The sequence below is a fragment of the Neobacillus endophyticus genome (genome assembly GCF_013248975.1).
Taxonomy (GTDB): Bacteria; Bacillota; Bacilli; order Bacillales; family Cytobacillaceae; genus Neobacillus; species Neobacillus endophyticus.
In genome coordinates, this window is the sequence record NZ_JABRWH010000001.1 from 315,711 (window position 1) to 338,318 (window position 22,608).

Annotated in this window: 23 protein-coding genes, 1 pseudogene and 1 riboswitch; of the genes and pseudogenes, 10 read left to right on the top strand and 14 right to left on the bottom strand. The window is 35.8% G+C overall.

The genetic code is table 11. The features are described from left to right. Positions 1-18: 18 nt before the first annotated feature. Positions 19-822, bottom strand: a complete 804-nt coding sequence (locus HPT25_RS01535; RefSeq protein ID WP_173059016.1) for an alpha/beta hydrolase — start codon at positions 820-822, stop codon at positions 19-21. 183 nt (positions 823-1,005) lie between these two features. Between HPT25_RS01535 and HPT25_RS01540 the strand changes: the two genes are divergently transcribed. Continuing rightward, on the top strand, positions 1,006-1,536 hold the full coding sequence (locus HPT25_RS01540; protein ID WP_173059019.1) for a gamma carbonic anhydrase: 531 nt from the start codon (positions 1,006-1,008) through the stop codon (positions 1,534-1,536). 20 nt (positions 1,537-1,556) lie between these two features. Here the strand turns inward: HPT25_RS01540 and asnB are convergent, their stop codons facing one another. Both asnB and metK read right to left on the bottom strand, forming a co-directional pair. Continuing rightward, a complete protein-coding gene (gene asnB / locus HPT25_RS01545) occupies positions 1,557-3,452 on the bottom strand; it encodes an asparagine synthase (glutamine-hydrolyzing) (RefSeq protein WP_173059022.1) in 1,896 nt (631 codons plus the stop codon). A 326-nt stretch (positions 3,453-3,778) separates the two neighbouring features. Further along, entirely contained in the window at positions 3,779-4,978 is a 1,200-nt protein-coding gene (gene metK / locus HPT25_RS01550) for a methionine adenosyltransferase (RefSeq protein ID WP_173059025.1), read from the bottom strand. 241 nt (positions 4,979-5,219) lie between these two features. Next, positions 5,220-5,360: riboswitch (SAM riboswitch) on the bottom strand. 232 nt (positions 5,361-5,592) lie between these two features. Between metK and pckA the strand changes: the two genes are divergently transcribed. After that, positions 5,593-7,176, top strand: a complete 1,584-nt coding sequence (pckA, locus tag HPT25_RS01555) for a phosphoenolpyruvate carboxykinase (ATP) (RefSeq protein ID WP_173059028.1) — start codon at positions 5,593-5,595, stop codon at positions 7,174-7,176. 113 nt (positions 7,177-7,289) lie between these two features. Here the strand turns inward: pckA and HPT25_RS01560 are convergent, their stop codons facing one another. Both HPT25_RS01560 and HPT25_RS01565 read right to left on the bottom strand, forming a co-directional pair. Next, positions 7,290-7,532: a DUF2584 domain-containing protein gene (locus HPT25_RS01560; protein WP_173059031.1), complete on the bottom strand. Its 243-nt coding sequence runs from the start codon at positions 7,530-7,532 to the stop codon at positions 7,290-7,292. A 37-nt stretch (positions 7,533-7,569) separates the two neighbouring features. Then, entirely contained in the window at positions 7,570-8,358 is a 789-nt protein-coding gene (locus HPT25_RS01565; protein WP_376767967.1) for an alpha/beta hydrolase family protein, read from the bottom strand. Positions 8,359-8,474: 116 nt separating this feature from the next. Between HPT25_RS01565 and HPT25_RS01570 the strand changes: the two are divergent. Next, positions 8,475-9,050, top strand: a pseudogene (locus tag HPT25_RS01570) (ABC transporter substrate-binding protein); the annotation flags it as partial. A 41-nt stretch (positions 9,051-9,091) separates the two neighbouring features. On the opposite strand, the gene HPT25_RS01575 reads toward HPT25_RS01570, so the two are convergent. Together HPT25_RS01575 and HPT25_RS01580 are read right to left on the bottom strand one after the other, a co-directional pair. Beyond that, entirely contained in the window at positions 9,092-10,705 is a 1,614-nt protein-coding gene (locus HPT25_RS01575; protein ID WP_217269597.1) for a recombinase family protein, read from the bottom strand. Positions 10,706-10,777: 72 nt separating this feature from the next. Then, entirely contained in the window at positions 10,778-11,005 is a 228-nt protein-coding gene (locus HPT25_RS01580; RefSeq protein WP_173059039.1) for a hypothetical protein, read from the bottom strand. Between the two features lie 745 nt (positions 11,006-11,750). Between HPT25_RS01580 and HPT25_RS01585 the strand changes: the two genes are divergently transcribed. After that, positions 11,751-12,230, top strand: a complete 480-nt coding sequence (locus HPT25_RS01585; protein ID WP_173059042.1) for a helix-turn-helix domain-containing protein — start codon at positions 11,751-11,753, stop codon at positions 12,228-12,230. A gap of 144 nt (positions 12,231-12,374) precedes the next feature. Next, complete coding sequence (locus tag HPT25_RS01590; RefSeq protein ID WP_173059045.1) at positions 12,375-12,638, top strand: hypothetical protein; 264 nt, start codon at positions 12,375-12,377, stop codon at positions 12,636-12,638. Positions 12,639-12,981: 343 nt separating this feature from the next. On the opposite strand, the gene HPT25_RS01595 is transcribed toward HPT25_RS01590, so the two are convergent. The 4 genes from HPT25_RS01595 to HPT25_RS01610 all read right to left on the bottom strand — a co-directional run bounded on the left by HPT25_RS01595 (position 12,982) and on the right by HPT25_RS01610 (position 15,559). Next, entirely contained in the window at positions 12,982-13,320 is a 339-nt protein-coding gene (locus HPT25_RS01595; protein WP_173059048.1) for a YolD-like family protein, read from the bottom strand. Positions 13,321-13,403: 83 nt separating this feature from the next. Further along, entirely contained in the window at positions 13,404-13,574 is a 171-nt protein-coding gene (locus tag HPT25_RS01600) for a hypothetical protein (RefSeq protein ID WP_173059051.1), read from the bottom strand. Between the two features lie 300 nt (positions 13,575-13,874). Continuing rightward, on the bottom strand, positions 13,875-14,258 hold the full coding sequence (locus tag HPT25_RS01605) for a MazG nucleotide pyrophosphohydrolase domain-containing protein (RefSeq protein ID WP_173059055.1): 384 nt from the start codon (positions 14,256-14,258) through the stop codon (positions 13,875-13,877). A gap of 35 nt (positions 14,259-14,293) precedes the next feature. After that, entirely contained in the window at positions 14,294-15,559 is a 1,266-nt protein-coding gene (locus HPT25_RS01610) for a phospholipase D-like domain-containing protein (protein WP_173059058.1), read from the bottom strand. 243 nt (positions 15,560-15,802) lie between these two features. Between HPT25_RS01610 and HPT25_RS28560 the strand changes: the two genes are divergently transcribed. Together HPT25_RS28560 and HPT25_RS01620 are read left to right on the top strand one after the other, a co-directional pair. Beyond that, positions 15,803-15,973 carry a PDDEXK family nuclease gene (locus HPT25_RS28560; RefSeq protein WP_246277116.1) on the top strand — a complete coding sequence of 57 codons (171 nt, stop codon included), beginning with the start codon at positions 15,803-15,805 and terminating at the stop codon, positions 15,971-15,973. Between the two features lie 296 nt (positions 15,974-16,269). Further along, a complete protein-coding gene (locus HPT25_RS01620) occupies positions 16,270-16,470 on the top strand; it encodes a hypothetical protein (RefSeq protein WP_173059061.1) in 201 nt (66 codons plus the stop codon). Between the two features lie 218 nt (positions 16,471-16,688). Here the strand turns inward: HPT25_RS01620 and HPT25_RS01625 are convergent, their stop codons facing one another. From HPT25_RS01625 to HPT25_RS01635, 3 genes are all read right to left on the bottom strand, one after another. Next, positions 16,689-17,954: a DNA cytosine methyltransferase gene (locus HPT25_RS01625; RefSeq protein WP_173059064.1), complete on the bottom strand. Its 1,266-nt coding sequence runs from the start codon at positions 17,952-17,954 to the stop codon at positions 16,689-16,691. Between the two features lie 125 nt (positions 17,955-18,079). Further along, positions 18,080-18,973, bottom strand: a complete 894-nt coding sequence (locus HPT25_RS01630) for a hypothetical protein (protein WP_173059067.1) — start codon at positions 18,971-18,973, stop codon at positions 18,080-18,082. Positions 18,974-19,278: 305 nt separating this feature from the next. Next, entirely contained in the window at positions 19,279-19,665 is a 387-nt protein-coding gene (locus HPT25_RS01635; protein WP_217269598.1) for a hypothetical protein, read from the bottom strand. Between the two features lie 4 nt (positions 19,666-19,669). Here HPT25_RS01635 and HPT25_RS01640 point away from each other — a divergent pair, with 4 nt between their 5' ends. The 3 genes from HPT25_RS01640 (at position 19,670) to HPT25_RS01650 (ending at position 22,255) form a co-directional block, all read left to right on the top strand. Next, on the top strand, positions 19,670-20,320 hold the full coding sequence (locus HPT25_RS01640; protein ID WP_217269599.1) for a hypothetical protein: 651 nt from the start codon (positions 19,670-19,672) through the stop codon (positions 20,318-20,320). Between the two features lie 182 nt (positions 20,321-20,502). Then, entirely contained in the window at positions 20,503-20,781 is a 279-nt protein-coding gene (locus HPT25_RS01645) for a hypothetical protein (RefSeq protein WP_173059070.1), read from the top strand. A 442-nt stretch (positions 20,782-21,223) separates the two neighbouring features. After that, positions 21,224-22,255 (top strand): DUF4365 domain-containing protein, encoded by a 1,032-nt coding sequence (locus tag HPT25_RS01650; protein WP_173059072.1) that lies wholly within the window; start codon positions 21,224-21,226, stop codon positions 22,253-22,255. Positions 22,256-22,608: the final 353 nt, after the last annotated feature.

Sequence of the window (22,608 nt, forward strand, 5' to 3'; positions counted from 1 at the left end):
TTCTATAAAATTTCTGCCCTAAACAATATAACCAATGGCTTTCAATTGGCTGAGCACAAAGTCTTTTGCATATTCAAAGACTTCTTCCCGCTCAGGTTCATTAAAAATTTCATGATAACATTTCGGCCATTCCTTGAACCTTTTCTCAGATAATGGCACATGGTTAAACCATTCCTTAACAGGTACTTTATTGACAATTTTATCATCGCCGCCTTGCATGACAAGCAAAGGGATATCCTGTGTTTTTCCAAGGTTAAGGAAAGCCTCCTTCATTGCCCCGGCAAGTTCACGGTACCACCTGACAGAAACTTTTGTCACGTATAGTGTATCATTCGAATCTGCTTCTATTACATCTTGATTTCTCGTTGCCATTTGAATCGTTAGTCCAGAATCCATCCTAAGGGTTGGGAAAATAACATTTAATCCATATGAAAGAAACTCTGAAATCTTTGAAGGTGTATGAATTAACCCTAAACAAGGAGATGAAAGGATCACTCCTGCAATATTTAACCTTTGCTCTTGCATCATACGGATGGAAATCAGCCCCCCCATACTATGACCAAGTAAAAATACAGGCAATTCATACCGGTAGGCTGCTTGAATCCAATCTTTTACTTCAAATATGTATTCATCAAAAGAATCAATATGACCTCTGTTGGATCTTGTTGTCATGCCCTGGCCAGGGAGGTCACCCATTACGACATGAAAGCCGGATGAACGCCACATTTCGATCAGCCAGCCGTATCTGCGATGGTGTTCCATTGCCCCATGAACCATCACAATGACTGCTTTCGCATCTCCTTCTGCTTCCCACTTCCACATCTTGCTTCCTCCTAGAAAAAAAATACAGCTGCCAATGCTCATGTTTAAAAGATCATTTTACCATAAAGGATAAAAAAATCCCTTATAGAAGTTTGCTTCCATACAGAACTGAGTTAAACTTTTTGATAATGAAATAAACTTTCCGCTAAAATAATACTATTATGATGTAAAGGAGTCCAGAATATGATTTATCCCTATAAAAATAAATACCCTTCTATTGCAGAATCTGCATTTATTGCCGACTATGTAACCATTACCGGCGACGTTGAAATTGGCGAAGAATCAAGCATCTGGTTTAATACCGTCATCCGAGGAGACGTCGCACCTACAAAAATTGGCAAACGAGTTAATATCCAGGACAATTCTATCTTACACCAAAGTCCTAATAACCCACTAATTTTGGAGGATGAGGTAACAATTGGCCATCAAGTCATCCTTCATAGTTGTATCATTAGGAAACGGGCATTAATTGGAATGGGTTCCATTATTCTCGATCAAGCTGAAATTGGTGAAGGTGCATTTATTGGAGCAGGAAGCCTTGTGCCACAGGGTAAAAAAATCCCTCCTAATACATTAGCATTTGGTAGACCCGCTAAAGTTATTAGGGAATTAACAGAAGAAGATAAAAAAGACATGACTAGAATTTATAATGAGTATGTTGAAAAAGGACAATTTTATAAATCATTGCAAAACAACAAAGACACCCAAAAATAGTATTGGGTGTCTTTGTTGTTTTATTGCTTGGCTGCTGCAAACATTTTTTCTTCAGTTTGAAATGAATAAACCTTTTCCACAAATACCTGGTGCCATACCATAAACATCAACACTGTCCAAATTTTCCGGCTGTTATCCGCTTTGCCAAGGCAATGATCATCTAACAGCTTTAATAGGTAGGATTTGTTAATCAAATGTTCTGTATTGCTTTCACGAATAATCGTTTTTGCCCATTCATTCATTTCAGCTTTTAACCAGTGGCGAATTGGAACAGGGAAGCCAAGTTTCTTCCGAGTAAGAACATGGTCAGGAACAACCCCTTCTGCCGCTTTTCTAAGTACGTATTTTGTTGTACCATTTGCGGTTTTCAAGCTGGTTGGAATTTTGGATGCAACGTTAAACACTTCTTTATCAAGGAACGGGACACGCAATTCCAAGGAATGAGCCATCGTCACGCGATCCGCTTTTAACAAAATGTCTCCACGCATCCAAGTATGAATATCAATATATTGCATCCGGTCAACAGGATCATAACCTCTTGATTCCTCATAGAGCGGTTTCGTAATATCCGTATAGTTAAGTCCTTCACGGTAGACATTTAACAAGTCACGTTTTTCTTCTTCCGCAAACATCTTGGCATTACCGATATAACGTTCTTCCATCGGTGTAACACCGCGTTCAATGAAGCTTTTGCCTCGTGTTCCCTCCGGCATCATATTGGCAATGCCTTTTAACAGCACTTTGCCGATGCGAGGAATTCTATTGAACACTTCCAAATCCTGCGGTTCCCGGTAAATATTATAACCGCCGAACAACTCATCTGCCCCTTCACCGGACAGTACGACTGTTACATGCTTTCTAGCTTCTCGTGCAACAAAATATAACGGAACACAAGCAGGATCTGCAAGTGGGTCATCCATATGCCACATGATTTTCGGAACTTCATTCATATATTCTTCAGGAGTAATGATGTAGCTGATGTTTTCAACACCCAGCTTTTCCGCAGTTTCTTTAGCTACATCAATCTCACTGAAGCCTTCAGTTTTAAAACCAACAGAGAATGTTTTAATGGAAGGGTGAAATTCTTTGGCAATCGACGCAATAATAGATGAATCAATACCACCAGATAAGAAAGAACCAACCGGAACATCACTGCGCATATGTTTTTCAACGGAATCAAACATTACATCGCGAATTTCTTTAATGAAATCAGCTTCCGATTTATGCACCGGTTTAAAGCTTGCTTTCCAATAACGTTTAAATTCCATTTTTGAGCCGGCTTTTTTTGTAAAATAATGCCCTGGCTCCAGTTTTTTAATGCCTGCTGATAAAGTATCAGGCTCCGGAACAAACTGATAGGTTAAATAATGCTGTAAGGCATCATAGTCAAGCACATCGTTTTCAAGTGCCAGTAGGATGCTCTTTTTCTCGGAAGCAAAAAAGGTTCTTTTATCATCTTCCAAATAAAAGAACGGCTTAATGCCAAATGGATCCCTTGCACCATATAGTGATTGTTCCTGCTTATCCCAAATGACAAAGGCAAACATTCCGCGGAGTTTTTCCACAGCCTTTTCCTTCATGTGGCTGTATAGAGCAATGATAACTTCCGTATCAGAGCTTGTTGCAAATGTAAGACCATCCTTAATCAATTCTTCGCGCAGCTCAACATAGTTATAGATCTCACCGTTAAAAATAATCCAATAACGCTCATTTTCATATGTCAGCGGCTGATGGCCGGATTCAATATCAATAATACTTAAACGGCGGAAGCCGAATTGAATATGCTCATCAAAATAATAACCATCATCATCCGGGCCGCGGTGGGTAATGATATCGTTCATATTTTTAAAAAGTTGTTTTTGATCATCACGATAATCCTGTGGTTTGTCGTGTACACATCCAATAAAGCCACACATTATGTACTTCACCTACTCCATTCAATATCACCCAATAAGGGCCATTTCAAAAAAACATACTATTTAATACTAACACTTTTTATTGAAAATGGCACTGTGAACAATAGGAAATTTTATCGTATCCCCATTTTTTACTTCTAATGTCCCACTTAAACATTTTATTCTAATCATGCAAAACCTGAACATAGAAATAGACGAAAAGACAAAAATGGGAGTTACAATGATATGTAACTCCCACTTTTTATGAAGTCTCTGTTAATTAGGCTGTAAATTTTCACTCGAATCCCCGTGTGAATAATTAACAACGTTCTTTAACATACCCTTTATTAAATATTTGCTTGTTCTTTTAGAGTTTCAGCTTTATCTGTGCGTTCCCAAGGAAGATCCACATCTACACGGCCAAAATGACCATAGGCAGCTGTTTGTTTGTAGATTGGACGTCTTAAATCCAACATTTTAATAATTCCTGCAGGGCGAAGGTCGAAGTTTTTCTCTACTAACTCAACTAATAAATCTTCGCTTACTCTTCCAGTACCGAAAGTATCGACAGAAATGGAAACTGGTCTTGCAACACCAATTGCATATGCAAGCTGAACTTCACATTTCTCAGCAAGGCCGGCTGCAACTATATTCTTTGCCACGTAGCGAGCTGCATAAGCTGCAGAGCGGTCAACTTTCGTCGGATCCTTACCAGAGAAGGCACCGCCGCCATGGCGTGCATAACCACCATAAGTGTCAACAATAATTTTACGGCCTGTTAAGCCAGCATCTCCTTGTGGTCCGCCAATAACGAAACGGCCAGTCGGGTTAATGAAATATTTTGTATTTTCATCGATTAGTTCTTTTGGAACAACTGGATTGATTACATATTCCTTAACATTGCGTTGAATTTGCTCCAGTGTAATTTCCGGATGGTGCTGAGTAGAAATAACAATTGTATCAATGCGTACAGGTTTGTCATTCTCATCGTACTCAACAGTTACCTGAGTTTTTCCATCTGGACGCAAGTAAGGAAGAATTTCTTCTTTTCGCACTTCAGTTAAACGACGGGATAGCTTATGGGCAAGTGAAATCGGAAGAGGCATTAACTCTTTCGTTTCATTACATGCGAAACCAAACATTAATCCTTGGTCCCCCGCTCCAATTGCTTCAATCTCTTCGTCAGACATTTGACCTTCACGGGCTTCAAGAGCTTGGTTGACACCCATAGCAATGTCAGGAGATTGTTCGTCAATAGATGTTAAAACAGCACAAGTTTCAGAGTCAAATCCGTATTTTGCACGATTGTAACCAATCCCTTTAATTGTTTCACGGACAATTTTTGGAATATCTACATATGTAGAAGTGGTAATTTCACCTGCTACGAGGACTAACCCTGTTGTAACTGAAGTTTCAGCAGCAACACGGGCATTAGGATCTTTTTCTAAAATAGCATCTAAAATGGAATCAGAAATTTGGTCACAGATTTTATCCGGATGACCTTCAGTTACTGATTCAGAAGTGAACAAACGACGTTTTGTTGACAATCTGAATTCCTCCTATATTAATGAAATAAGTGAGGTTATTTGATTTGGTTTTTGATGGACCTTGCCGTTTAACCTCGGGTTGAAACGGAACTCATTCCCTTAGTAGTATGAAGTAAAAATGGACAATTTATTGATGAGAAACAATAATCCCCATTAAAAATTCAAAATGATTTTGCACAAAAAACAAAAAACCTTTCCATTATGAGGAAAGGTTGAAAGCATACTGTTTCCGCGCCTTTCACTCTTATCGTTCAAGGTCAAGCCTTGCATCAGGTTTAGCACCTTTGCACGAAAGGATTCTGTAAATATAACAGGATCATGTATTCGTAGGCAGGTTGCTGGGTTTCATTGGGCCTGTCCCTCCACCAGCTCGGGATAAGAGAGTATCCGTTCAAGGTAAAATCATAACGTACTATGATAAACAATGTCAATCAATTTTTTTATGAAATTTAGAGGTGTTATCATCTTTATCTGAATTAATCCATTACTTTTTTCCTAATAACCAATAAAGCATGAAAAAAAATGATAATTTCATTTATTAGTATAGACTATTTATTTTAATGTGTTATACTAATTTCAACGTTAAATAAATTGAAAAGGATGGTTTCAGGAAAATGAATTCTGTTCACATTCCAACTGATGTAAAACAATTACTAAAAGGAAATAATCTTCAAGTACAATTATCCGTTCCCCAGTTAGTTGAAAAGATTTTAATGCGTAACGAAGGAACGTTAACATCTACAGGCGCTGTGCGTGCGGAAACAGGAAAATATACAGGTCGTTCTCCTAAAGATAAATATATCGTTGTTGAGGAATCAACAAAAGACAAAATTGCATGGACTTCAAATCAACAGATTTCTGAAGAGAAATTCACCAATCTTTATCATAAAGTGGTCGATTATTTAAGACAAAAAGATGAACTCTTTGTTTTTAAAGGATTTGCAGGTGCTGACAAAAAATCAAGATTATCCATTCAAGTCATAAATGAATTAGCCTGGCATAATTTATTTGTCCATCAGCTTTTCATACGTTCGACTGAAGAAGAGTTAGTAAATCATGAGTCAGAATTCACAGTCATCAGTGCGCCGCATTTTAAAGCGAATCCCGCAGTTGATGGTACTAATTCTGAAACTTTTATTATCATATCATTTGAGCGTAAAATCGTCTTAATTGGCGGTACCGAATATGCTGGTGAAATGAAAAAATCCATTTTCTCCGTGATGAATTATTTACTGCCTGAAAACCAAATTTTCTCCATGCACTGTTCAGCCAATGTAGGAAATGAAGGTGATGTTGCCTTATTCTTTGGTTTATCAGGAACAGGAAAAACGACATTATCAGCTGATCCAAATCGTAAACTAATTGGTGATGATGAGCATGGATGGTCATCAAACGGAGTGTTTAATATTGAGGGCGGCTGCTATGCGAAATGTATCAACCTATCCCGTGAAAAAGAACCACAAATCTATGATGCCATCCGTTTCGGAACGGTTTTGGAAAATGTCATCATTAATCCTGAAACACGTGTTGCAGATTACGACGACGGATCGCTCACAGAAAACACCAGAGCTGCATATCCGATCGATGCAATTGAAAATATCGTACTGCCAAGCGTTGCCGGACATCCGCATACGATTGTGTTCTTGACTGCTGATGCCTTTGGGGTACTGCCTCCAATCGCAAAATTAACCAAAGAGCAGGCGATGTATCATTTCCTAAGCGGTTACACATCCAAGCTTGCAGGGACAGAACGTGGCGTTACTTCGCCTGAGGCTACATTCTCCACATGCTTTGGAGCACCGTTCTTACCCCTTCCAGCAACTCGTTATGCTGAAATGCTAGGGGAAAAAATATTAGAGCACAATGTGAATGTTTTTCTTGTAAACACAGGCTGGACTGGCGGAGAATACGGCGTAGGCAGCCGAATGAAGCTAGCCTACACGAGAGCCATGGTTCAATCTGCTCTTGAAGGCGAACTGAACAACGTTGAAACAGTAAAAGACGAAATTTTCGGCTTAAATATCCCGCTTCATATTGCCGGTGTGCCTGATGAAGTACTTCAGCCTAATAAAACATGGGCAGACCAAATAGCATATGAAAATAAAGCAAAAGAATTAGCGGCTAAATTCCGTGAAAACTTCAAAAAGTTTACAAACATTTCCGAAGATATCATTTTAAAAGGCGGTCCAGTCGCTTAAAAACCAAAAGCTAGTTCCTGTTATAAGGGACTAGCTTTGTTGTTGTTTGTCATATTACTCCAAATTTTATTGTTAAAAAGCAAAAAAGAAAAAGCAGGGATCATTTAACCTGCTTAGTTTGTAGAATTTAACGATATTAATTGATACGTAATGGTGGTGAGTGAATTTTGCCACTCTACTTTTTTTATCACCGCTGTACCGTTCGTATCACTATCTAACGTTTTTTTCACTTCAACTGGAATATCAATTGGATAGAGTCTGTATCCTTCCTTTTCCAAAACAAACAAATTTTCCTCCACCCTCAATTCTCTTCCCTTTGTGACAATTAGTGTATTTAATTCAAGGGGCATTCCCATTCAAATCCGCTCCTCTACTCTTAATAACTTTATTTTATCATTTTTGATGATGATTTTTCATCCACTTCGTTAAATCTGACACAACTTTTCGGTTTACAACAGGAGGAAAATAGTGAGTGAATTCCTCAAAATACCAGCTTTCCACCTGTTTGTCCAAGGCTTTCAGTCTTCTTTCAAGCCGGTATGCATGCTCGATAGAAACATTATGGTCCTTCACCCCATGGATAATCAATACAGAAGCTTCAAGCGTGTCCAATTCATATAACGGGGTTCGAAATTGATACCGCTCTGGAAATTTTCCTGGAGTACCACCAATAACCCGCTTCATCATTCTCCGTAAATCTTTACGTTCCATATACGTCAACGACATATCTGATACTCCGCCCCAAGTGACAACCGATGCTGCTTCTGGAAATTGAATTCCCGTCAGCAAAGCCATCACGCCTCCTCTCGAAAAGCCCATAACATGGACTTTTTCCACATCGGGGAGCGATTTTAATAATAAAAAGGCCGAGAACGCATCCATTCTATCATCGCCCGCAAAGTCTTCATTCCCTTCCCCGCCCTGATTTCCGCGATAAAACGGAGCAAACACAATAAATCCTTCTTGGGCAAATTGGGCAATTCTTGCCGGTCTGACTTTCCCGACGTTTTTTATTCCGCCGCGTAAATAAAGAAATCCGTCGCACACCTTAGTAAATTTTGGTTCGGCCAACATCCCCTTTACCCTAAGCCCTCCAGAAAGGTACGTAATAATTTTCAATTCCACATTTGGATTGGGCGAAGGAAAACGTTGGATTTCCACAATTTCACCATTATATTCCATCATCTAGTTCGATCCTTTTACTAAAATTTTAGAACTGGGCTTTCACACATTTACTTCAGATTCATACGATATTCTAGGCAAACAGCCCAGAACTTTTCAAATAAGGGGGTTTTATCATGAAAAAATGGTTAAAATTCAGTTTCTCCGTTCTTCTCGTCACTATACTGATGTTTTCTCTTGCAGCATGTAATAATAGTTCAAAAACAACAGCACCGCCACCAAAGAAACTGGAAAAAGTACGGATTGCCGAAGTGACCCGGTCACTTTTTTACGCTCCTGAATATATTGCCATATCCAAAGGATTTTTTAAAGATGAGGGCTTGAACATTACATTGACAACTGTGCCTGGCGGAGATAAAACCATGACGGCACTTATCTCAGGAGCCGCCGATGTCGCACTTGTCGGTTCTGAGACATCTATTTACGTATATGCACAGGGATCAAATGACCCCGCAATCAATTTTGCGCAATTGACTCAAACGGACGGAACATTCCTCGTTTCCAGGAAAAAAATCAATAACTTCACATGGGATCAATTAAAGGGCACAACCTTCCTAGGCCAGCGTAAAGGCGGCATGCCGCAAATGGTCGGAGAATATGTGCTGAAAAAGCATGGGATCGATCCTCACAAGGATTTGAAGCTTATTCAGAATATTGATTTTGCCAATATTGCAAACGCCTTCGCATCAGGCTACAATATGCACTACAAGATAAAGAAAAGAAGCTTGAAAAATCAAAGCTTCTCCCGTTCATCATTTATCAATTTTAACACATCTTCAATGTAATCATTAAATTCCACATTTACTCTATCTTTCCCAAAATACACTTTATGAATAACTCGCGAAAGCATGACTTTTTTTAAATCATTATCCGCTCCGTCAAATTTCTTTTCCCAATTTTTTAATTCCTCTGCCATATTCCGCACTTCTGTATAATTCTCTTTTTCGCTTTCCAATTCTTTTTCTAACTTGTCAATGGATTCATTTATTGTATTTATTTTTTCATTTATTGAACTGATTGCAGCTGACAATTGGTCAGGTGTAAACTGGCTATCACCAAGGAGTGATTTGGCGATTTCTTCATTCAACTTAGAAAGCTGCTTTAGATATTTATCTGCTTCTTTTTGAAGATTATTGAGTGCTATTTCTTTCGTTTTAACATGCTTCTTTTTTCCATCAATGGACCGTTCGATAAAAACGGAAATATCCATATTCCTCATGATTACTTTAATATGAGAAATAATAATCTTATCGTATTTTACCGAACCCCATATATTCTGCTCATGATCGAACGCACCTTTGTTGACAGGGCAACGATACCGATAAATGGCACGTCTGGCTACATCACCATTTGTTTTTTTATAATCACGGTATATGTAATTGGCTGAAAGTCTACTCCCACAGCATTCACAAAAAGCAAGTCCTGAAAACATCAGCTTTCCTGAAAGTGGAATGCCTGTCTTGTCCTGGTCGTGTAAGGCATCCCTTCTCTTTGCCTTAATTTCCTGTGCTTTTTCAAACATTTCATCCGGAATAATGCGTAGTGATTCTTTGTAAGGCATTGTATCTCCATCATTTCCTCGGTAAGATTTGTATTTTCTTCTTCCGATATATACTGGATTGGATAAATAGCGCTGGATCGAGCTAATTCCAATCAAATTTCCATCTCTGCCTCTGAACCCATTTTCATTCAAATAATCGCAAATTTTCCGGTACCCATAATGACGGTTCACATATAAATCAAAAATCAGTTTTACAATTTCTGATTCATTCTCATCGGGAACTTCTATTTTAATAAATTTCCCTTTTACTTTCCAATGCGGTTTTTCTGTATCCACACATTTATAACCAAACGGTGAAGGTCCGCCTTGATAGTCACCTTTGTTTGCGCGCTGTTCCTTTGCTTCCCTCGAACGGATGGAGATCTTCTTGCTCTCACCGGATGCCTGCCAAAACCTAATAAAATTAATCAGAATATCCGCATGGTCCTCAATCCTAGCTTGTCCTTCTTTTGCGCTCCAAACTTCAATCCCCTTTTCAACAAGAAACTGAACGACGAAAGGAGTTTCCTGTTCTCGTCGACCCAAGCGATCAAACATAAAAACAAGCAAAACATCAAATTGCTTATTTTCTGCTGCCTCTCGAATTTTCACTAACTCATCACGATCATCTGCTGACAATTTCCAACCTGAAAGCCCTTTTTCATATAATTCATTTGTTAATTCCCAGTCAGGATTTGACTGAATAAATTCTAAACATGCGTTTCTTTGCATTGGTATGTCATCCTCTGTGCTGACCTGCTTTTTTGAGGACACACGGTATAAATTCCATACACGCTTTTTCTTCATTCTCACTCATCCTTTTTTCTCCTGTATCAATTGCGCCAATTATAACACAAAATGCACTAAAAAATGAGGTATCTATTTATATACTTCAGACCAAAACTGCTTCCATCCATCTCGCGCCAATTTATTCTTTTGTTTATCTTTACTAAAGGAAAAATCCACTTTTACTCCTTTTGTAGATGTGTCTTTAAAAATGATTTTTTCATCTGAATCATAAACCGTATATATTCTCTCCCCAAGTTCCAATTCTCCGATTGATTGGGTTGCTTTTTCTTCGGTTGATTCTATTTTTTTGTTTTTCATCCCAATCCCCCCTAGCCTATTTCTATTCCCTTTCTGATTGTCCAGATGTGTTTTTTCGAAATAAACAAATTTTATATGATTTCGTTATGTATATATTGATTTGTTGTTTAGTGAAATCAAGAATCCCTAATATTTCGTGAAAAATACTCGCAAATTATCAAGGTTTGATTTTACTTGAATGCAATTGCTCATTCTTTTTAATTATTGAATACAAAAGAAATTTCATATCATCCTTATCCAGGCTAGAATCATAATCTTCTTCTATTGCAATTAAATACCCATTATCAACAATGAGTCCTTAAAATTTAAGAACATCAACTTTGTCATGTGATGATCGTGATATGGATGCAAAAATGACGGTTTTAAGACTGCCATTTTTGCATCGGCAACTAAGATTTCATTACTTCTTGCTCAAAAATGCCTAGACCTGAAGAACAGTCTTCATATCAATACGTATAAACTAATCCTCCCGTTTGGACCTTTTCTTCACAAACAATCGTTGAATTTCTAATGATTCTTTGTTAGTTATGTTATTTACACTAAGCAAACTGCTGTATGGTTCTATTTCATTTATTACCACCTCATAAAAAGTTTTGTTAAATCGATTTGTGATTTGTGTATATTGATTATCGAATCATGAGCTAATTATATAAATTGATTTTTGATTTGTAAATATGATTTGTATATTTATTTCGATGACAGCCGATAATAAATTTGCTATATTGGAGTCAAGGAGTGATTTTAAATGGAATTTTTCGGTGGCTGGTTGAAGCAAAAAAGAAAAGAAAAAAACTTATCAGGGCGTAAATTGGCTGAAAAAATTGAAATGAGCCCTAGTTATATTGCACAACTTGAAGTCGGGCATATAAAGCAACCCAGTGTGTCTGTAGGGAGAAAAATAATGGATATTCTTGATATTGAAAATCCAGAGGAAGTTCTCATTCGGTTTGGAATTTTAGAAAAGAAAGACCGGTTAAGATATTTATTCGAAATGGATGAGGTTATTGAAAAGGAGAATATGATTCAGTCAATTAAAAGTGATTTAGACCATATGGATTTGGAACAATTAAATTCTTTATATATCTCTATGAACAAATATCGTGATATTTTGATGAACATTGGGGTACTTGAAAAATCTAACCAAAATTCAAACAAAAATAACCCGGTAAACGCTATCCGGGAATTTGTTGAGTTTTTAATAACAAAGTATAAAAAAGAAGCATAGCGTAAAAAGCGAAACAAAACCTCTGGCTCTACATGTAGCATGGAGAAATCCATCATTATTTTTTCCTTTAATAATAGGATTTGGAAATATTGACATGAATAACAAAGCTAATTATCAGTAGCTTTATAGACGGAGCAAAATTTAATGACAGAGAAGATTGTTGAAAAAACCGTGGAAGGAAGAACACTCAAATATAAAATTCGCGCAAAAGAAGATGCTAATAAGTCCGTTAGTATTACATTAGATATTTATGATATTCCATCCCAATCATGGATATTTGGAGCGGATAGTTTTAAATCGAGAATTATCAATGACAAGAAACTCCCGAAATGTGTGAAAATCGCCATTAGGGAAATATTGATGGAGTTTAACAAATACAGGCTTGAAATGCTTTATTTAAATATTTAATTAATATTTGTCATATAAGATGCTTTTTAGGATCTCTAAAACATAAAAAACTTCCAGTTATTACAATACACGGGTCCTATTTTAAGATATTTTTTCCAAGAAATAATCAAATTGATAATCAGGTTGGCATCTAAACTTGTATATTAAATAACTAATGAAATTAGAAAAGGAACGTCTTTATGATTGACGTTCCTTTGTACCAAAGGGCAAGTTAGTGTCTCAAACTTGTATCCTGGATGTAATACATGTAATTGTATGGTTTTGTATTAACTTAAAATGCAACTTATGTTTCTTCCTCATTATTGCAGTTATCTGTAAAGCTTACGCTATGCATAATGTCAGGCTAATTAATTACCTTAATTCCGACCACACTAGAGAATTCCACGCATTCAAACTTTCCAGGCTTTACTTCAATGCGTAGCACATGCGTAATAGGATCCACATAATGAATTCGTCCACTAATGTCGTAAGTAAATCCGTCATCCCATATCGTAGCCTTAACCCTGTGACCGTATTCCATCGAGTAAGATATGCGCAAGTCAAACTCCTCAATCTCATGTTCATCAATGATAGGCTTCTTTATCCGCTCAGTATCATGCCAAAAATCCCGATGCATTTTTGCTTGTTCGGGTTGGATATAAGCCGCAACCCATTTCATTTTACCACGGTCACGTATCGCCATAGCAATCACCTCGGTATTATTATACACGAACAAACGTTCTTTGTTGAGGTAATTTTGGTGAAAGATAAAAAGAAAGCCAAGACTTAGCTGGCTTTCTTTCTTGTAAAATGAATCATTTCGAGAACGTCTTTATAACCGCGCATCAGACCTTTATTATAAGGTCCGGATTTTCCTTTTAGGCATTCGATCTCACCTTTAACTGCTTGCTCTAAAAGGTTTAACATTCTTCGAAAATCTTCTTGATAAACGTTCATTGATTTTACCTCCTATTTATCATATCCTTAACGGATATGTAGCCTGCCGAAAGGCAGAATGCAAAAAGAAAAAGGAAAGTGATAAAAAGGAAGCGAAAGGTGTTATTAATAGCATTGCCATAATATGTGAACTTTATGCCGAATTCAAAAAATTTTTTCAACATATTCATCATTCCGACGGTATTTCATTAATGGAAAATACTTTATTTGCGATGAAATATTAAAGAAAGATAGTAAATGTTTTAAGCCGTATGTATATACAGACAGTTATAGTTGCAGCTGAGCCTTGAATCGTACTTATTAGCGCTTTTGAAGCCGGATATCTTTATTTTCCCTGTTTTTAACCTCTTCCATCTTGGAATAAAAACTTTCTTCCAAATCAACTTCGAAGAAATTTGCAATTTTGCATATGTATGCCAAGCAATCCGCAAATTCTTTTCCTAAATCTTGCTTAATAACTTCTTTAGCAATTCTAAATGCTTCTTCATCATTCATTCCATTTTGTATGTTTTTATTTGTAATGTTAAAACCTTTACGAAGTTCTTCGGCTACTTCAGCCACTTCTGTTGTTAGAAGCATGTAATTATTTAATAATGAAGCTCTGCTTTTTTCATAGTTTTCCTCATTTATTTCCCAATTCATTTGCTGTTGATACACTTTCGCAAATCTCTGCATTTCTTTCATACTACATCACCTTACATTTTTTAGTTATAAATAATTTAGTTTTTAATTAATGTCGCTTTCTCCCAAAGCATTTTAAAATGATCCTCATAAGATACAGCAATATTTGAATCGTCAATAATGTGAAAGCTGTTTATTTCAGAAAAAGTATTGTAGACTACTTTAGTTTCTTTTCCATTCTGTGTATATATTTCATATTTCATTGGATGTTCTACTGACCATGCATATTGTGTTGGTGTAAAATTCGCAGTGGTTACTAATACTTCATTATCAACAACAATAAATTTATCGTGTATCACTGGGGACCAAAATTTTTGCTCAACGTTTGGAAAATCATTAAAAAAAGCCTCAGTTATTCGTGTCCGAGCTCCTTGTGCTTGATTTTCTGGTCTAGTTTGTTTTAGTATCTTCACTTCAATATCAGGGTTATCAATTATTACTTTCTCCAAAGAACGTACGATACTTCGGGCATTTTTATCGAAAGGATTTACATCACTAAAATGCTGAGCGCAAATAAATATTTTGCTCCTCGCTTTTAAAATAAATTCAATGATTTTTGACTGAACAAAATGGTTGCTACCAACTCCGTTATATTTTATAAATGGTGCAGTGAAATAACAATTTAAATTATTTATCTTAATATCAATTGGTTTTACAACATACTGAAAATCATAATACTTTTTTGACCAATCAAAATAATTACTTGTATTTACTGAATTTTTATCTAAAAGTTCAAAATACATTTTAAACATTTCAGTTGTATTTTTGCATTCCTCAACGACCATCATATTTTCACTATGACGGGGGTCTCCCAACGCAAAATTAGAGGAGGAAGATATACATTTATAATTACAATCATCAAACTCTGCAAGAACGGACTTATTATGAAGACTGTAAGATTCATTTCCTCTTGAGAACTTTTGCTTGAACCAAACATAAGTATGTGGGAAAATTTTCATTTCAATATCTTTAGGGTTACTTTCTATTCTTGGATAGATATATTTTTGAGCATAATCGAGTTTTGAGAAATAAAATGACTCTGAGTAATTATCATTATATATTTTTTTTGCTTTTTGATCGTACCCATTTAAAGGCAATGAATATATTTTTACGGTACCTCCATTATTAACTATTTTTTCCAACTCATTTATGATTGCAGGGTTATTGAATAGAAAAAAAGATATGAAAACTTTTTTCGCTCCCTTAATTTCCTTAATTAAAATATCAGTTAATTGAGGTGAACTTCCTTTGCAGTGATGTCTAAAATCATTTGGAATATCAAAGTATGCCCGGTATTTCACCATAATAATTTCCTTCTCCCGTAAAAAAATATATTTAAATATCAAAATAATCATTTAGCATATTTATTTTATATAACAAATAGTTTTACGGCAATTCTTTACTTTTCAGTAAGTTGTTGTTTTAAATTCATTATTTTTGTTTAAAATATAGGACTAGGCAAGAAAAAAATTATTCCTTAATCAGTAGTTTTACTTGATTCACCATATTACAAGGATATTTAAATTATTATACATTGGTGTATCTAAATGGCAGATCGTATCTCCAAAGAATATCTAACCAAAACTATGAAGGCAATAAAGTCTATTTCAAAATTGGAAGATAAAATTGCAAAGGAATTTTGGAGAAAGGGCATTAGGTTTAGAAGAAACGTAAAAGGTTTGAATAGCAAACCAGATATTGCAATAAAAAAAATATAAAATCGTTATTTTTATTGATTCTTACTTTTTTCATAATTATTCTGTACACTTGCATAGTTAAAAGCAATATAGAGTACTTGGTTGGGAAGCTGGAAAGAAACAAGAATATAGATAAAGAAGTAAACTCTTTTTATGCCCAAAAGGGTCGAATTTAAAAAGACTTTGGGAGCATCAGTTGAAGGAAGATTTTGACCAATCAATGATATTAATTCCTTCGTTGCTGAGCAAAAAATATTTTCCGCTTATCTATTTGATGTTAAAATAACAGGAGAAAATCAGAAAAAGTGAGGTTTCCTATGAAAACAGTCGAAACCATCGGAACGGTTCAGGACCTGGCAAACGTGATTCAGGAATTATATCAGCATATGGAAGTGGTCGTGACGGGTTCTGGTGCAGAAGAAGTAGGCGAATATGTAGTGAAAGCATTAAAGGATTTTAAAGTGGCATATACCGAAAAATGGACAGAAGAAGGACATTATATTAAAATTTACGACTAAAAGAAAAAAGGAGATCAAATTTCGATCTCCTTTTTTAGGTTTCGGACTCTGTTTATTCTTTGTCCTAAATCATAAAGACTGTAAATAGTATATTGACACATGAAAAACATGGGACATCACAGATCCCTGGTAGCCGATTATATCTTTTTTTCCTTTGGATTTTCTTCTATACGAATCACATTCAGAATAACCCAGTATTCACACTTCATTGTCTTACCTTACATAAAGAGTTTCATCTGAACTTCATTATCATCTTTTTCTTTTACATATTCAACTGCCCATTGGGCGATCGACTTCGCAACAGCGCGGGCTAAAAAGACAGGGACAGCATTTCCAATTTGCTTATATTGTTTATCGAGCCTATTTAACTCTCCTCTACTATTTCCTTGGTTGAAGGCATACCAGTTAGGGAAAGTCTGAATGCGTTGAATTTCTTTTACTGACAATCTACGGTTATTCTCTTCCCCATCCGGGAAAATCCACAAATTTGCATGGATTTTTTTCATTGGTTCACCGGCTGGGTGAATCGGAGCCTGTCGACCGCTTGCCTGAATGGTAAAAGACTGCTCGTCCCATCTTTTTTTGCGGTTACGGCTCATAAAAATGGTCGAATAGCTTCCTGTGAAATACGGACCTGGATCTGCTTCCAAATCTCCAATAGCCTCTTTTAATGTGACGAATGGTTTCATCCCTTCTCCTTCGCCGTGTGTAATTTCAGGATAAGAATAATCATACTCAAGGTCATTCCGGACACCTACCAGTATCACACGTTCGCGAATTTGCGGGACACCGTAGTCGCGTGAATTTAACAGCCTTGCCTGAACGCGATATCCTGCTGATGCGAAATCTTCGACGATTTGCTGGAATACTTCCCCGCCACCAAGCGTCATCATGCCTTTAACATTCTCAGCGACAAATATCTCCGGCTGAACCTGGAGTAGGCAGCGAATAAAGTGGATGTATAAAAAGTTCCGTTCATCGTCAATCAGCCTTGGACCTGCTTCCGAAAATCCGGGACATGGGAAGCCGCCGAGGACAATGTTCGCATGCGGAAACTCCTTAATTCTTCGGATATCTTTTTTAAGAGTAAAAACATGTTTTGGCATATTTTCTTTGTAAGATTCTAACGCTTCTGTGAAGATATCATTGGCAAACACCGTATTGAAAATGCTCTCATGTCGAACCGCATTAAAAATGTCTTTTTCTTTAAAAGCTTCTAGCGCTTTCTCGCTTCCAATCATTGCTTCAAGACCTGCAAGCTCAAACCCTAAATCAAGCCCGCCTGCTCCACAAAAAAGGGATAAGACATTGATCTTATCTCGTTTAAAATGAATATCCTCTTCTTTAAAATCGCTCTTATCATCAAGAAGCAAATCTTTTTCTTCGTTTATTTTTTCCATTAATAATTCTTTTATTTCATTTTTATCCAATTTAGGAGCCGGCTTAAATTTTCCGCGTCCAGGCTCATTTAATTTAATTGCCATTTTACCGCCTCTTTCGACAAGTATCGCTATTTTATAAGTCTATCTTTTTACATGTTTTTTTTCAATATGAAATAGAACCCATTTTCATAGAAAAAGACCGTCCGGAAAAGAACGGTCATGAATTATTATGGCAATAAAATGGATGGGACTTCAATCTGATCAAGATGCAGTTCGCTTGGATGTAAAACACCCAGTTGAGAGAATGCTTGTCTTACTTCTGGCACCAGATCTTTCCCAGTAAGGGCTAAAGGATTGTTAAAGGCTAAGGAATGGGATAGTCTACCTCTTATTACATTATAGTGCACACGAACGGCAAGTGGTCTTGCGCCATCCGTACTATTTTCTACAGTGCGGTAATTGTTAGCTGTAAAAATGAGATATAAAGGTTCAAATTCCACATCATCAATCAATTGGATATTGTCAAAAATATCGGACGTTGTGCATATTTCATCTACTTCTGCATAAAGCATGTATTCAGCAACGCCAGAATCATAAATGACTTCCCCATCCAAAACAGAATTTCTCTTATTATCTGGAAGGTTAATGCCCTTATATATGAAATCCCTTGCCTCTTGGTCCGATAAATGAAGCGGCGCGCTTAATCTTCTAGGCTTATCTGCAATCTCAAGCTTCCATCCCATTGTCACAGAATTTGGTTTTGTGGGATGTTTGCCGCTTGCAAATAGAAGCGGTTGTTCTCTGAATTTGCTGCTGATGCTTCTTGTTGTGCGCTCGATAATATCTTCATAATTTTCGCCAAAGAAACTTTCTGCCCTTTCAGCGTTTACTTTGTTTTCTTGGAACTCATTAGTTCTTCTCGATTTTACAGAGATTTTAAACTCCCTTTGAAAGCCATTTGAATCGCCTAATATGTATACATCAGTTTTGCACTCACCTGAACCTTGTGGGCGGGGCTTTCCGACCTTTAAAACTGAATAGCCCTCTCCCGCGTAGACAAATTGACCATCATTTTGAATAATCCGGATAATCTTATTTTCCAGTTCGGAATACCTTGGCACATCTATCACTCTCCTAATTTTGGAATAGTGATAGATTTCTATAAACACGATCCTTTTTCCTGCAAAACGTCAATTATCCAAGGGTGATTTTACTAATTTATCGACAGATTATGACAAAACAGTCCTAATATACTCATTTGGTTCACCATTAATTCTTGTATTTACAAGCCAATCACCTGAGGATTTCTTTTTTATGTTTTCCAATATATTCTTGCTAACAAAATAATGTTGGGAACAAAAAAAAAAGCGCCTTTAGGCGAATGATTAATGAAAATTTTTAATTTCTTGTGCAATAATTTATCTATTTAAATTTTATTTTTAAACCACATACTAATAAAACCCTTGGGAAGTTTATTTGTATTTTCAATTTTATCCCCAAAAAGCATTTTAAGTCGGTTTATACGGATGTCCTTTTTAATAACTTCCCATGTTTCTTCTATATCTGCACAGGAGTAATCACCAAATTGACCGCGAATTTGTAAATAATCTCCTAGCATTTCAAAGTAAGCATTGGTTTTGACTACCCATGTTGCAAGAAAATCCTGTGAAAAGACGATTCCGTTAATAATATACATGTCATTTTTGTTTTGACTATATCTGATTATTTCACTATATATTGTCATAATATTATTATTTCCAAATAATTTAGTTTTATTACCTATACAGATCCTTCGCATAAAAATTTTGAACAATCATATGTTAGGAATGGAATTAAAATACCGGAAAAAGGGTGAAAAAATGCTTCTTTCAGAAATCGGACATATAAAAGCGCAAGAAATAATATACCCAGCAATTTTTGGTCCTAATATTACCGTTGAAAATATCGGGAGTTCAACTTATGGGTTAATTCCTATAACTGAAACTGATAATGATCTCGAAAAAGAGAGGAAAAAATTAGAGTCAATCAAGGCAAAGGAAAGAAAAAAGAACTTGGATGGTGGCATGGGCATTGATACAAAAATTGGAGTCAAAATCTCGTTCGAAGGAATAAACACTTACTCTCACTACACTGTTCAAGAGCGCACAATTAGGCAATATTATGGGAATATCCCCATCCGTTTGTTAAATGATTATGGATATCCATCAGAGTTTTTTCATTTCAATGCAATGCATTTTCTTCTGGTAGTTGTAAATGGTGGAGAGCTTCAAAGATGGGTTTGGATACCACATGCAACTAGAGTTATCGATTTTATACAAAAAGATCAATTGAAATATGACACCATTTCATTTGGCAAAAGTTTATCTAAATTTATCGTTGTTAATACAGAAGAACTGAAAAATGTTATTCCAGAAATAATCGAATGGGATAATCAAAATGGATTTAGTGATGGACAAATGATTAGCTAATATCCGCCATTTCCGCCATTATTCTGATTGCACTTTCGTCTCAACTTTTTTTAAAACGCTGAAAGGCGTTTTTTTATATATTCCAGTATTTAATAGTTTGAAGTTTCACTAAAGGGATTTTCCATAGAATATAAACGTTTTTTAGATACATATTTTTTCAAAATTTAGGAAATAATAAAAATATGAAAATCAAAATTGAAATTAAAACTTGTAAAGAAAGAGTCAACGGAGAATATTTTTTAAGCGGTATGGTACTGGCATCAGATGGACCGATTTTTACATTTATCGCAATCACAGACAAATGGTTTAACATAAAAGATGAGGAGGATTTACAGATCATTTATAGCCATTATCAATATATCTATCCACGCGAGAATGAGGTTAGAGAATTAATAAAAAGCACCATTCGTTCAAGAAGACTAGATTTTATTTTAAATGATAAAAAATGGAGTAAATTTTAAACGTCATACGACAAATATTGGGTACTGTTTTTGAGTACAAAACATAAAAAATCTTTAGAAAAAGGACGTCAAATCTCGCTACGATTTGGTTGCCCTTTTTTTTGTTGTTATTAAAGGATTCTTTATTAAATAAACAACCTTTTGGTATGATAAATCGCACCTAAAAAAGTTGTGTTACAGAATTTTTCTGTAACGGTGAAAATTAATATTCCTTTTTCGCTGCCTTTCAGTTCTTATGGTATTCGTGAAAAAATGTACCTAAACTAACTGGCAGGATACTGTCAATCATTACATAAGGTTTTACATTCAAAGAAAAAGAGAACTTAGCTGTGTATTTCTCCTAGTTCTGTATGGACGTAAGCACAAAAAAAATATCTCATATATAATTGTTTTAGTAAAATATAGTAGGACACTGAATTTTAATTGAGGGGAGAATACACGTATGCCAAATAGAGTAGATACACACATTACCGGTGATATTGGCGAATGTTTCGTCACTTATCAGTTGGTCAAATCAAAAAAATGGATTGTTTCTGAAAGGCAACATTCTGATTATGGGATAGACCTAATTGCCCAACGAAGTATAGAAAGCCCAGAGCTTGATAAACAGATAAGAATTCAAGTAAAGGCGACCGAATCTTTGAAAGTGATTGGCAATAATATTCATTTTAGTCTTGAAAGGGACTATATTAATTATTATTTAAGCTGTATTGAACCGGTTATCTTTGTAGTCGTATCTGTAAGAGAGAATGGACATGATGAAGCACACTATATCCATATACAAGACTGGGTTCACAATAATCTAGATTACTGGAACAAAAATCAGAACTCTTATACAATTAAAATCCCTTTGGCAAACAGCTTATTTGAAGGATTAAAGGGACCGCTATTATATTTGTCTACACATCAATTTAGACTTTATGATGTTTACGGACAAAGTGAGAGCGTTAGAGCAAGTCGTAGATCAGCTAGGGAATCCTCCGAACAATCTCTTGTCACTTCACCAACTGCATTTCATATCGCTAAAACAGACTTATTAGACGTTTTGGAATGTAACTGTGATGAAAGTGATACGATAAAATTGTGGAATGAAGTTTACCACACATCGCTTGATTCTTTTGATAAATTGACACAGAACGATATTCTTTCTATTGTGGTTCCGGTAGGTAAAACCGTTAATCCTAACGGTCTATTTACTCTGAGTCAGCTCTACCGTAATCACTATGAATCAATATGCAAATTAAATCTGCCGGATTTTTTTTCAAATGACTATCCCGAAGTGGCTTACTATTGCAAATGGCTCGAAGAAGCCGGATTAAAAATACCCAATTGTACAATCTTATATGCAATAACCAGTGATTTTCCAGAATACTATGGCTATAAACTTGTTAAAAAGACGCCCACAATTCTTAAAGATGGTCAGGATATCTACTTTGATCCATATTTTATTTTCCAAGAGATTCAAAAAGTATAAAATAGCAAATAATATTTATTTTCTCCAATTCCAAGGACTTTCGCTACGTCTGTGGAAATTTAATTGCCTTTTTAATGGATAAGACAAAAAATTACTCCCTTCAAAGGGAGTTTTTATTTTGTGATTAAGTTTGCGAAGAATTGCACTTAAAGTAACGGGTAGATTTAGTTAAACAAGAATTAAGAATAAATACACAAAAAACATCATGCTAATTTCGATGTTTTTTTATGAGATTTAACTTGTTATTTCCCCAACTATTTTAAGTTTTGTACTTCAAAACAGAACCCGTATACGACAAGGCGCTTTTTTATTTACAGATTAATGGATAAATTAATTTCATAAACTTATATGAG

Bases quoted from the DNA above. Each gene is read 5' to 3' on its own strand.
- HPT25_RS01535 (WP_173059016.1), bottom strand. From the start codon at position 822: ATGTGGAAGTGGGAAGCAGAAGGAGATGCGAAAGCAGTCATTGTGATG.
- HPT25_RS01540 (WP_173059019.1), top strand. From the start codon at position 1,006: ATGATTTATCCCTATAAAAATAAATACCCTTCTATTGCAGAATCTGCA.
- asnB (WP_173059022.1), bottom strand. From the start codon at position 3,452: ATGTGTGGCTTTATTGGATGTGTACACGACAAACCACAGGATTATCGT.
- pckA (WP_173059028.1), top strand. From the start codon at position 5,593: ATGAATTCTGTTCACATTCCAACTGATGTAAAACAATTACTAAAAGGA.
- HPT25_RS01560 (WP_173059031.1), bottom strand. From the start codon at position 7,532: ATGGGAATGCCCCTTGAATTAAATACACTAATTGTCACAAAGGGAAGA.
- HPT25_RS01565 (WP_376767967.1), bottom strand. From the start codon at position 8,358: ATGGAATATAATGGTGAAATTGTGGAAATCCAACGTTTTCCTTCGCCC.
- HPT25_RS01575 (WP_217269597.1), bottom strand. From the start codon at position 10,705: ATGAAGAAAAAGCGTGTATGGAATTTATACCGTGTGTCCTCAAAAAAG.
- HPT25_RS01580 (WP_173059039.1), bottom strand. From the start codon at position 11,005: ATGAAAAACAAAAAAATAGAATCAACCGAAGAAAAAGCAACCCAATCA.
- HPT25_RS01585 (WP_173059042.1), top strand. From the start codon at position 11,751: ATGGAATTTTTCGGTGGCTGGTTGAAGCAAAAAAGAAAAGAAAAAAAC.
- HPT25_RS01590 (WP_173059045.1), top strand. From the start codon at position 12,375: ATGACAGAGAAGATTGTTGAAAAAACCGTGGAAGGAAGAACACTCAAA.
- HPT25_RS01595 (WP_173059048.1), bottom strand. From the start codon at position 13,320: ATGGCGATACGTGACCGTGGTAAAATGAAATGGGTTGCGGCTTATATC.
- HPT25_RS01600 (WP_173059051.1), bottom strand. From the start codon at position 13,574: ATGAACGTTTATCAAGAAGATTTTCGAAGAATGTTAAACCTTTTAGAG.
- HPT25_RS01605 (WP_173059055.1), bottom strand. From the start codon at position 14,258: ATGAAAGAAATGCAGAGATTTGCGAAAGTGTATCAACAGCAAATGAAT.
- HPT25_RS01610 (WP_173059058.1), bottom strand. From the start codon at position 15,559: ATGGTGAAATACCGGGCATACTTTGATATTCCAAATGATTTTAGACAT.
- HPT25_RS28560 (WP_246277116.1), top strand. From the start codon at position 15,803: ATGGCAGATCGTATCTCCAAAGAATATCTAACCAAAACTATGAAGGCA.
- HPT25_RS01620 (WP_173059061.1), top strand. From the start codon at position 16,270: ATGAAAACAGTCGAAACCATCGGAACGGTTCAGGACCTGGCAAACGTG.
- HPT25_RS01625 (WP_173059064.1), bottom strand. From the start codon at position 17,954: ATGGCAATTAAATTAAATGAGCCTGGACGCGGAAAATTTAAGCCGGCT.
- HPT25_RS01640 (WP_217269599.1), top strand. From the start codon at position 19,670: ATGTTAGGAATGGAATTAAAATACCGGAAAAAGGGTGAAAAAATGCTT.
- HPT25_RS01645 (WP_173059070.1), top strand. From the start codon at position 20,503: ATGAAAATCAAAATTGAAATTAAAACTTGTAAAGAAAGAGTCAACGGA.
- HPT25_RS01650 (WP_173059072.1), top strand. From the start codon at position 21,224: ATGCCAAATAGAGTAGATACACACATTACCGGTGATATTGGCGAATGT.